General features: G+C 53.0%; 1 rRNA gene. It reads right to left on the bottom strand.

Annotation, left to right across the window (positions count from 1 at the left end):
* Positions 1–52: 52 nt before the first annotated feature.
* A 23S ribosomal RNA gene (locus tag BT204_RS26860) occupies positions 53–1,415 on the bottom strand; the annotation flags it as partial.

Below are 1,415 nucleotides of genomic sequence, written 5' to 3'. Positions count from 1 at the left end.
CGTCTTCACACACCGCAATCTGGCCTTTCGACTCAAATTGCTTGGGTGTTATATGGTCAAGCCTCACGGGCAATTAGTATTGGTTAGCTCAACGCCTCACAGCGCTTACACACCCAACCTATCAACGTCGTAGTCTTCGACGGCCCTTCAGGGAACTCAAGGTTCCAGTGAGATCTCATCTTGAGGCTAGTTTCCCGCTTAGATGCTTTCAGCGGTTATCTATTCCGAACATAGCTACCCGGCAATGCCACTGGCGTGACAACCGGAACACCAGAGGTTCGTCCACTCCGGTCCTCTCGTACTAGGAGCAGCCCCTCTCAAATCTCAAACGTCCACGGCAGATAGGGACCGAACTGTCTCACGACGTTCTAAACCCAGCTCGCGTACCACTTTAAATGGCGAACAGCCATACCCTTGGGACCGGCTTCAGCCCCAGGATGTGATGAGCCGACATCGAGGTGCCAAACACCGCCGTCGATATGAACTCTTGGGCGGTATCAGCCTGTTATCCCCGGAGTACCTTTTATCCGTTGAGCGATGGCCCTTCCATACAGAACCACCGGATCACTAAGACCTACTTTCGTACCTGCTCGACGTGTCTGTCTCGCAGTCAAGCGCGCTTTTGCCTTTATACTCTACGACCGATTTCCGACCGGTCTGAGCGCACCTTCGTACTCCTCCGTTACTCTTTAGGAGGAGACCGCCCCAGTCAAACTACCCACCATACACTGTCCTCGATCCGGATAACGGACCTGAGTTAGAACCTCAAAGTTGCCAGGGTGGTATTTCAAGGATGGCTCCACGCAGACTGGCGTCCACGCTTCAAAGCCTCCCACCTATCCTACACAAGCAAATTCAAAGTCCAGTGCAAAGCTATAGTAAAGGTTCACGGGGTCTTTCCGTCTAGCCGCGGATACACTGCATCTTCACAGCGATTTCAATTTCACTGAGTCTCGGGTGGAGACAGCGCCGCCATCGTTACGCCATTCGTGCAGGTCGGAACTTACCCGACAAGGAATTTCGCTACCTTAGGACCGTTATAGTTACGGCCGCCGTTTACCGGGGCTTCGATCAAGAGCTTCGCGTTAGCTAACCCCATCAATTAACCTTCCGGCACCGGGCAGGCGTCACACCCTATACGTCCACTTTCGTGTTTGCAGAGTGCTGTGTTTTTAATAAACAGTCGCAGCGGCCTGGTATCTTCGACCGGCATGAGCTTACGGAGCAAGTCCTTCACCCTCACCGGCGCACCTTCTCCCGAAGTTACGGTGCCATTTTGCCTAGTTCCTTCACCCGAGTTCTCTCAAGCGCCTTGGTATTCTCTACCCAACCACCTGTGTCGGTTTGGGGTACGGTTCCTGGTTACCTGAAGCTTAGAAGCTTTTCTTGGAAGCATGGCATCAACCACTTCGTTA

This window comes from Pseudomonas sp. NFPP02, assembly GCF_900119355.1.
Taxonomy (GTDB): Bacteria; Pseudomonadota; Gammaproteobacteria; order Pseudomonadales; family Pseudomonadaceae; genus Aquipseudomonas; species Aquipseudomonas paracarnis.
This window is presented reverse-complemented; position numbering and strand designations above follow the sequence as displayed.